Below are 8,718 nucleotides of genomic sequence, written 5' to 3' on the forward strand. Positions count from 1 at the left end.
TCTTCTGGCGCTTCACAAAGGGCCGGACGTATTGCGGCGCGATCAGCCTCACCTCATGGCCGAGCTTTGTCAGTTCCCGGGCCCAATGCGAGGCGCTGGCGCAAGCCTCCATCACCACCACGGAAGGAAGCTGGTCCGCCATGAACTTCGGAAATTGCGCCCGCGTCAGCTTCTTGCGGTATTTCAGATGGCCGGTCATCGAGGCCGCGTGTAGCTGGAACACGTTCTTTGCAAGGTCCACGCCTATCATCGTATCATTCATTTGCCGTCCTCTCCGTTTCGTATCTTCAGCAACACGACCTTGGCACATCGCGATGCCGCCTGGGGAGGACGGCAACCACCCCATCCCGATTGAAGCCGCCTGCCTGATTGCGGTGTCCCGAGCTAAGATACGTGCATAACGACGTCGTTAGCGAAGTGTCTTATCGGAAGGTGCCACGCTGAGCGAGGTTCTGGGTGTCGGACGGCGCCGACGGTGGAGCGAAGATGAGAAGCTCGAGATCCTGTCGGAGGTCGGCGTTGGCGGTGCATCGGTAACGCAGGTAGCGCAGCGGCACTAGATCACGCGCTCCCAGATCTACGGCTGGCGGCGTGATCTGAAGAAGAAGAGCCTATGGTCGCCGGATCGCGGGGCCGTTTTCCTTCCGGTTGATTTTGGTGAGGCGCCGCCGCCGGCGAGCGCCCCCGCGCCGGCGCGACCCGTCATGCTCGAGCAGCGGCTGAGCAGCGGCCGCTGCCTGAGGTTCGACAGCGGCATGGACGGAGAGGCGCTGACCCGATTAATCCGGGCTGTGGAGGCGGCATGATCGGACCGGGAACGGGCGTTCGGGTCTACCGGGGGCCTGCGGGACCACCGACATGCGCAAGACAATTGCAATAACTCTTCGCCTGACAATCTAGAGCAGGTTATGGACGCGACACAGCAGCGGGTCGAGTATCTTGACTCGGATATCCGTGACGCAAGTGCCCTTAGACGTGTAGTATCACGGTTTCGGCCGCAAACCGCTCTTCACCTTGCGGCATTGAAAGATGCCAGCGGATCAGTTTCCGTTCCTATGGAGTATATGGACGTGAACGTCGCGGGGACGCTCTCCCTATTGAGGGCGCTGGAGGAGGTCGGCTGCGAGGGCCTCGTATATTCGTCTTCGGCGGCAGTATGTGGGGAACCGCCCTACCTGCCGTTGGGTGAGGTGCATCCGCGCCGGCCGATCTCTCCTTCCCGCCCCACGCCCGCCAACCGGTGGGCGTCGGCGTTTCCGGCGCGGTCTGCCGCTGACAGAAGTGGTCCTCCCTGAAGTAGGCATTCGGGCCGGAAGAGTCTTGCCCAGACCCTTTGACCGGCAGTCACGTGAGCTTTCGCGCCGCTTTCAGTCGAGCCGCGAAGCTGTTAGCGATGCGACGTCCGTCCAGCACCCATCGTGCGGCACGCCCGGCGTTCGGAGTGCGCAAACGCCTCCTGGTAGTGCCGGACGATCTTTCGCCGCAGGAAAGGTACCGCTGCAGGCGCCAGAGCGGAGAGAGGGGCTTCCGTTGCATGCTGCCGCAGTCGCCGGCGCACTTGCGTTCGGAGTGTGCAAAACGCTACCTGTCGCCCGATGGCCGCACTCCGTCCTAGTTCACAGGCCGGTACGGCGCTTGCTGTAACAACGCCGGGGCGGAGAAACCCGCGCCACGCTTGCTCAGGAGGCAAACATGAGCGACCTCGTCGCGAAGCACGACATCGCGCGTACCAAGCGGGCGGAGATCCGGCGCAAGGCGCAGGAGATGGGCATCGACGAGGCCTACCTGTCGCAGATGGTCGAGACGTTCTACGATCGGGTCCGGCAGGACGCGCGACTGGGTCCGATCTTCGTGCGCGAGGTCGAGGACGACTGGACGCCGCATCTCGAGAAGATGAAGAGCTTCTGGGCCTCGGTGGCTCTGTCGTCCGGCACCTATTCCGGCAAGCCGGTGCTCGTGCATCAGCGTCTGGAAGGCGTGCGGAAGGACGATATGGCGAGGTGGCTGAGGCTTTTCCGCGCCACCCTGGACGACACGGCGCCGACGCCCGAGGCTGCCGAGTACCTCATGGAGCGGGCGCAGCGCATTGCATCGAGCCTGGAGATGGCGATGTTCCCCTGCTTGGGGAACGCCGACGGACCTCCGGACCTGCGCTCGGGCCTGTCCTGATCAAGGCGGCTGCCGGACCGCCCGGCGTGAAGGCACTGCCGTGCCGCGGGCGCCGGCGACCCGTTCAGGTCCGGGCGGCATCCGCTGTCTCGGCCGCGTTCCTCAAGTCTGCCACTGCTCCGGGGTGAGGGTGATGTCGGCCAGCGTGTGCCGGTCGAGGACGTCATGCTCAACTACGCCAAGGACGCGGACGTGGTCGGCAACCTCGTTCGGGGCGGCGCCGAGAAGTGCACCTTCATCTACAACGCGCACGCTGCCAGGCTGCGGCCACTGAGGGCTGGCGGAGATTGACCGGATCGGGAGAGGGCCGGGCGCGGCTTCGGCAGCACCACGCACCATCCGATCTCCGGTCGTCGCCGACGCGGACGAGCCGGACCTGCAGCGGGACAGCGAACACGAAATCGCCTCCCAACGGGACAAGGCGACGCGGGCCGCGCGTCGGGCTTTACGTTGAGGAATTTAATGCGCAATCTGGTACCGGCGCTTCTCGGGGAGGAGGGCGCCGTCCGTGTGAGCGGCGCCTATTTCGCGCCGAGGGAGGTACAATGAAACGGAACATCAAGCTCTTCGGGGCCGCCGCACTCGTGACCGCGGCGCTGCCGGCCGTCGCGCCGGCCCAGACCGGCGACGCACGCATCGCGCTATCCAACAACTACGCCGGCAACTCGTGGCGGCAGGCGATGCTCGAAAGCTGGGAGAAGGCGGGGACACAGGCGGTCGAAGAGGGCGTCGTCGCCGCCGCCGACGCCTTCACCACGTCCGAGAACCAGGCGACCGAGCAGGCGGCCCAGATCCAGAACATGATCCTTCAGGGCTATGACGCCATCGTGGTCAATGCAGCCTCGCCCACGGCGCTGAACGGCGCCATCGCCGAGGCGTGCGACGCCGGCATCACCGTCGTTTCCTTCGACGGCATCGTGACCGAGCCCTGCGCCTGGCGGATTGCGGTCGACTTCAAGGAGATGGGGCGCCAGCAGGTGGAATATCTGGCCTCGCGCCTGCCCGACGGCGGCAACCTTCTGGAGATCCGGGGCCTCGCCGGCGTGTTCGTCGACGACGAGATCCACGCCGGGATCCAGCAGGGCGTCGAGGAGTATCCGCAGTTCGAGATCGTCGGCTCGGTCCACGGCGACTGGGCGCAGGATGTGGCACAGAAGGCGGTGGCGGGTGTCCTGCCCAGCCTGCCCGAGATCGACGGCGTCGTGACGCAGGGCGGCGACGGCTACGGCGCGGCGCAGGCCATCGACGCGGCGGGCCGCGACATGCCGATCATCGTGATGGGCAACCGCCAGGACGAGATGCAGTGGTGGGCCGAGCAGCGCGACGCCAACGGCTACGAGACGCTGTCGCTGTCCATCGCGCCGGGTGTCTCGACGCTGGCGCTTTGGGTGGCGCAGCAGATCCTGGCCGGCAACGAGGTGCCAAAGGACCTGACCGTGCCGTTCCTGGTGGTCACGCAGGACACGCTGGACGAGGCGCTGGCCGCCACGCCCGAAGGGTCGGTTGCGAACGTCGAGTACAGCCTGGAAGACGCGCAAGCCGTCATCGAGGACGCGAAGGCGGCCGAGTAACGGCGCAGATGGCAACCGAAACACCACTAGTTGCCCTGTCGGACGCGCGCATGCACTTCGGTGCAGTGCGCGCGCTCGACGGGGTGTCGCTGACGATCAGGCCCGGCGAATGCGTGGGCCTGATCGGCCACAACGGGGCGGGCAAGTCCACCGCCGTCAACGTCATCAATGGCGGCCTGGCCCCGACCGCGGGGACGGTCACCTACGCGCTGCCCGATGGCTCCACCGGGACCGGTCCGGCCGCGGCGCGGGCGGCGGGCATCCGCAGCGTGTTCCAGGAACTGTCGCTCTGCCCGAACCTGACGGTCGAGGAGAACCTGCGCATCCCACAGCGCGACCTGACGGGGCCGGGCTGGCGCAGGCGCGCGGCGCGGCGCATCTCGAACGCGCTCGACGCTGTGTTTCCGGGCCATCGCATCCGGCCGAAGACGACCGTGGGAGATCTGTCGCTGGCCGAGCGGCAGATGGTCGAGATCGCCATGGGCTTTGCCGAGGGCGCGGCCCCGGCGCGGCTTGTGATCCTGGACGAGCCGACGTCGTCGCTCGACGCATCGATCGCCCACCACCTGATGGACCACGTCAAGGCGTTCTGCGCGCGGGGCGGCGCGGTTATCTTCATCTCGCACATGCTGGGCGAGGTGTTCGAGGTCGCCACGCGCATCGACGTGATGAAGGACGGCAAGATCACCGACAGCCGCCCGCGCGACGGCTTCACGCAGCAGGGCCTTATCGACGCGATGGGCCACGTCGCCAGCGCCCCGGCCGAGGCACGGCGCGCCGCCAGCGCTGCCGAGCGGATCGGCGAGGACGTGCTGCTGCGCACGGAGGAGGGGCTGACCGCGCGGCGGGGCGAGATCGTGGGCCTCTCCGGGCTTGCCGGGCATGGGCAGGCCGAGGCGCTCGCACGGTTCTTCCTGTCGCGCTCGGCCGGGATGGGCCATGCCCGCCGGCCGGAAGTCGTGTTCGTCGCGGGCGACCGGGCGCGCGACGGGATCATGCCGCTCTGGTCCATCTTGCGAAACGTCTCGCTCACCACGCTGTCGGCGCTCTCGCGCCGCGGTCTCGTGGACCGGGACGCCGAGGCGCGGGTGGGCGAGGACTGGCGCAAGCGCATCGGCATTCGGACCGGGAACATGAGCAACAACATCCTGTCGCTCTCGGGCGGCAACCAGCAGAAGGTGCTGTTCGCCCGCTCGCTGGCGTCCCCGGCGCCCATCGTCGTGATGGACGATCCGATGCGTGGCGTGGATGTCGGCACCAAGAGGGAAGCCTATGACATGATCCGGGCCGAGGCCGAGAAGGGCCGCACGTTCCTGTGGTACTCGACCGAGACCGAGGAAGTTTGCCGGTGCGACCGGGTCTTCGTGTTCCGCAACGGTCGCATCTCGGCCGAATTGACCGGGGACGAGATTAGCGAGCAGCACATCCTCGCCGCCTCGTTCGAGATGCAGGAGGCCGCGGAATGAGCGCGAGGTACCGCATCCTTCTTCCCGTCGTCTCGCTCGCCGTCCTGCTGGCCGCCGTCTTCTACATGCAGCCGCGGGCAATGAGCTATTTCGGCCTGAACCTGTTGTTCAACCTCGCCGTGCCCATCGCGTTGGCGACGGTGGCGCAGATGATGATCATCATGGTCAACGACATCGACCTGTCGGTGGGCACGTTCGTCAGCTTCGTAGCCTGCGTCACCGCCACCTTCCTGCACGACACACCGCTGCTCGGGGGGCTGATCCTGCTCGCGGCCATCGCGGGGTATGCCGCCATCGGCGCGCTGATCGAGGCGCGGCAGCTTCCGGCCATCGTGGTGACGCTGGGCATGTCCTTCGTGTGGGGCGGGCTCGCGGTGCTGATCCTGCCCTCGCCCGGCGGTGCGGCACCGGACTGGATCCGCACGCTGATGACGGCGAAGCCGCCGCTGGTCCCCATGGCCATCGTGGCGAGCGTGCTTCTTGCGGTAGTGGCGCATGTCCTGATCATGCGAACCTCGACCGGCGCGATCCTGCGCGCGGTCGGCGGCAACGCCCGCGCCGTCGGGCGCTCGGGCTGGTCGCTGGTGCAGCTTCGCGCCGGTGCCTACGCGCTGGCGGGGCTGTTCGGCGTGCTGTCGGGGGTCACGCTGGTGGGGCTGACGACCTCGGCCGACGCGAACATCGCGCTGCGCTATACGCTTCTGTCGATCGCGGGCGTCATACTGGGGGGCGGTGAATTCACCGGCGGCCGCATTTCGCCCGTGGGGGCGGTCATCGGGGCGCTGACGCTGGCGCTGGCCGGCAGCTTCCTGTCGTTCATGCGGCTTTCGCCCGACTGGCAGATCGGCGCGCAGGGCGCGATCCTGATCCTCGTGCTGGCGGTGCGGCTGCTCTTCGCCCGGTCGGGCCGGCGAAAGGAGGCGCAGCATGGCTGACGCGACCGCTGACCGGCCCTCGGCCGTCCTGTCGATCCACCGCCGCCCGTGGTTCTGGGCGTGGGTGGCAAGTGCCGTGGCCTTCGTGGCGACGCTGATGCTGACCGAGGGACGCGGCGGCGGCGACCTGCTGAGCGCGGCGCTGACCTTCGCGAGTTTCTCCGCCATCGTCGGCATCGGGCAGATGTTCGTGATCACGCTGGGCCCCGGCAACGTCGACCTCTCCATCCCCGCGACGATGACGCTCGCCGGGACGCTGTCGCTGAAGTTCATGGACGGCGCGACCGGGCTGATCCTGCCGGGCCTCGCGGTCGCGTTGGGTGTGGGACTGGGCGCGGGGGTGACGAACTACCTGCTGATCCGGGTGCTGCGCATCCCGCCGATCATCGCCACGCTGTCGGCGTCGTTCCTCTACCAGTCGCTCGCCATCTGGTCGAACCGCGGCCTGCGCATCAAGCCGCCCGCCGCGCTGTCGGATTTCACCACCGGCGCGACGCTGGGCGTGCCGAACCTTGCCCTCGTCGGGCTGGGGATCGCGCTGGCGGCGTGGCTGCTGCTCGAGCGGTCGACCTTCGGGCGCTGGATCTCGGCCTTCGGCCAAAACGAGCGCGCGGCGCGGCTGAGCGGCGTGCCGGTCGAGTTCGTGCGCGCCGTCACCTTCATCGGTGCGGCGGCGCTTGCCGGGCTGACCGGATACCTTCTGGCCAGCTTCTCGGGCGGAGCCGCGCTGAACATGGGGCAGGAGTACCTGCTGATCTCGATCGCCGTGGTGGTGATCGGGGGGTGTTCCATCGCCGGCGGATACTCCAACGTGCCGGGCATCTGGGGCGGAGCGCTGTTCATGTTCCTGATCGTGTCGATGCTGAACTCGTACGGGCTGGGCGCGGGCGTCCGGCTCATCGTGACCGGCGCGATCATCATCGCCATCGTCGCCGCCGCCTCGGGCAAGGAGAGCACATGATCATCCCGAACCCCTATGAAGCGCTGGATCCGCGCTTCCGCGACCTGATCCAGCCGAACGCGCACCTGCGCCGCATCGCCACCGGGTTCGAGTGGACCGAGGGGCCGGTCTGGTTCGCCGACATGCAGGTGCTGCTGTTCTCGGACATTCCCGCCGACCGGATGATGCGGCTGACGCCGGACGGGCAGGTAAGCGTGTTCCGCCAACCCTCGGACTACTCCAACGGCAACACGCGCGACCGGCAGGGGCGGCTGGTCACATGTCACCACGGCACGCGCAGCGTCACCCGGACCGAGCATGATGGCTCGGTCACCGTGCTCGCCGACAGCTACGAGGGGCGGCGGCTGAACTCCCCGAACGACGTGGTGGTGCAATCGAACGGCGACGTGTGGTTCACCGACCCGACCTACGGCATCCTCAGCGACTACGAGGGGTTCCGCGCCGAGCCGGAGCAGGACGCGCACCACGTGTTCCGCATCGATGCGCGAACGGGGCGGGTGCAGGCCGTGATCGACGACTTCGTGCAGCCCAACGGCCTGGCCTTCTCGCCGGACGAGCGGGTGCTCTACGTGGCCGAGTCCGGCTCGAGCCACGATCCCGACGTGCCGTCGGTCATCCGGGCCTTCGACGTGGGCGAGGAGGGGCGGGTTTCGGGCGGCGATGTCTTCGCGACCGTGGATGCCGGGCTGCCCGACGGTTTCCGGTTGGACACCGAGGGCCGCCTCTGGACCTCGGCCGCCGACGGCGTGCACTGCTTCGCGCCGGACGGGGCGCTGCTGGGCAAGATCCTGGTGCCCGAGGTCGTGTCGAACCTGTGCTTCGGCGGGCCGCGCGGCAACCGGCTGCTGATCACCGCCACGACCTCGGTCTACTCGGTCGCGGTCAACGTGAGTTCTGCTCTGGGCTGAGGGGCAGGGCGCCCGCCGGTCCCGCGGCCGGGGGAAGGGACGGGCAGCCGCATGATCCGCGATGGGAATGGTGAGAAGATAACCCTCGGCGAAATGGAGGGCAGGCAGCGGAAGGTCGCGATCGAGCGCCTGTCCGTCCCGCCTCGAACAGCCGCCCTCGGACGCCGTAGCGGAGCATCGCGTGCGGGTTCCCTGTCCCGCCCTTGACCTTCCCGCGCTGGAAGCTCCCACCTGACGCGGGAAAGGAGACACGACATGACGAAATACACGGTCGAGAAGATGAGCTGCGGCCACTGCACCTCTGCGATCAAGAAATCGATCCACTCCGTCGATCCCGCGGCGCAGGTCAACTGCGACCTGTCGGACCGGACGGTGCAGGTCGACAGTGCGCTGGACGACGATGCCATCCGGAACGCCATCCGCGAGGCGGGCTACGAACCGGCTGCCGCGTGACGTGAGGAGCCGCGCCGCGATCGCTGTCGCGGCGCTCGCCGCCGCCCTTGTCGCCGCCTGGTCGCTCTGGGGGCCTCCCGACCTCGCCGCGCGGATAGACCGCGAGGCGCTCGACCGGCTGGTGGCCGAAGCCGGGGTCTTCGGGCCTCTGCTGGTCGTCGGTCTGATGACGCTTGCCGTGGTGGCGAGCCCGATCCCGAGCGCGCCGATCGCGATGGCCTCGGGCGCGGCCTACGGCCACCTCTGGGGCACGCT

The 8,718-nt window shown here is 68.1% G+C and carries 10 protein-coding genes and 2 pseudogenes; 11 read left to right on the forward strand and 1 reads right to left on the reverse strand.

Annotated features, from left to right (window positions below; all coding sequences use genetic code 11):
• A pseudogene (locus BM162_RS21735) lies at window positions 1-262 on the reverse strand (IS110 family RNA-guided transposase); the annotation flags it as partial.
• 190 nt (window positions 263-452) lie between these two features.
• Between BM162_RS21735 and BM162_RS23590 the strand changes: the two are divergent.
• The 11 genes and pseudogenes from BM162_RS23590 to BM162_RS23415 all read left to right on the forward strand — a co-directional run.
• The gene (locus tag BM162_RS23590) at window positions 453-560 is read left to right on the forward strand and encodes a transposase (RefSeq protein WP_369333202.1); all 108 of its coding nucleotides are present in this window, start codon (window positions 453-455) and stop codon (window positions 558-560) included.
• 282 nt (window positions 561-842) lie between these two features.
• Window positions 843-1,295 carry a GDP-mannose 4,6-dehydratase gene (locus BM162_RS23595; protein ID WP_369333203.1) on the forward strand — a complete coding sequence of 151 codons (453 nt, stop codon included), beginning with the start codon at window positions 843-845 and terminating at the stop codon, window positions 1,293-1,295.
• A gap of 397 nt (window positions 1,296-1,692) precedes the next feature.
• Entirely contained in the window at window positions 1,693-2,169 is a 477-nt protein-coding gene (locus BM162_RS21745; protein WP_093425908.1) for a group III truncated hemoglobin, read from the forward strand.
• 165 nt (window positions 2,170-2,334) lie between these two features.
• Window positions 2,335-2,460 (forward strand): hypothetical protein, encoded by a 126-nt coding sequence (locus tag BM162_RS23520; RefSeq protein ID WP_281243845.1) that lies wholly within the window; start codon window positions 2,335-2,337, stop codon window positions 2,458-2,460.
• Between the two features lie 254 nt (window positions 2,461-2,714).
• Window positions 2,715-3,740: an ABC transporter substrate-binding protein gene (locus BM162_RS21750; RefSeq protein ID WP_093425910.1), complete on the forward strand. Its 1,026-nt coding sequence runs from the start codon at window positions 2,715-2,717 to the stop codon at window positions 3,738-3,740.
• 50 nt (window positions 3,741-3,790) lie between these two features.
• A complete protein-coding gene (locus BM162_RS21755; RefSeq protein ID WP_245759378.1) occupies window positions 3,791-5,206 on the forward strand; it encodes a sugar ABC transporter ATP-binding protein in 1,416 nt (471 codons plus the stop codon).
• A complete protein-coding gene (locus BM162_RS21760) occupies window positions 5,203-6,141 on the forward strand; it encodes an ABC transporter permease (RefSeq protein WP_093425914.1) in 939 nt (312 codons plus the stop codon). Before BM162_RS21755 ends, BM162_RS21760 begins: the two co-directional genes overlap by 4 nt.
• Window positions 6,134-7,102, forward strand: coding sequence for an ABC transporter permease (locus BM162_RS21765; protein ID WP_093425916.1), 969 nt, complete (start codon window positions 6,134-6,136; stop codon window positions 7,100-7,102). The genes BM162_RS21760 and BM162_RS21765 overlap by 8 nt, the downstream gene beginning before the upstream one ends.
• Entirely contained in the window at window positions 7,099-8,010 is a 912-nt protein-coding gene (locus BM162_RS21770; RefSeq protein WP_093425918.1) for an SMP-30/gluconolactonase/LRE family protein, read from the forward strand. Before BM162_RS21765 ends, BM162_RS21770 begins: the two co-directional genes overlap by 4 nt.
• A 255-nt stretch (window positions 8,011-8,265) precedes the next feature.
• Window positions 8,266-8,463: a heavy-metal-associated domain-containing protein gene (locus BM162_RS21775; protein WP_093425919.1), complete on the forward strand. Its 198-nt coding sequence runs from the start codon at window positions 8,266-8,268 to the stop codon at window positions 8,461-8,463.
• Between the two features lies 1 nt (window position 8,464).
• Window positions 8,465-8,718 (forward strand): annotated as a pseudogene (locus tag BM162_RS23415) (TVP38/TMEM64 family protein); the annotation flags it as partial.

The sequence above is a fragment of the Tranquillimonas alkanivorans genome (assembly GCF_900115595.1).
GTDB classification, from domain to species: domain Bacteria; phylum Pseudomonadota; class Alphaproteobacteria; order Rhodobacterales; family Rhodobacteraceae; genus Tranquillimonas; species Tranquillimonas alkanivorans.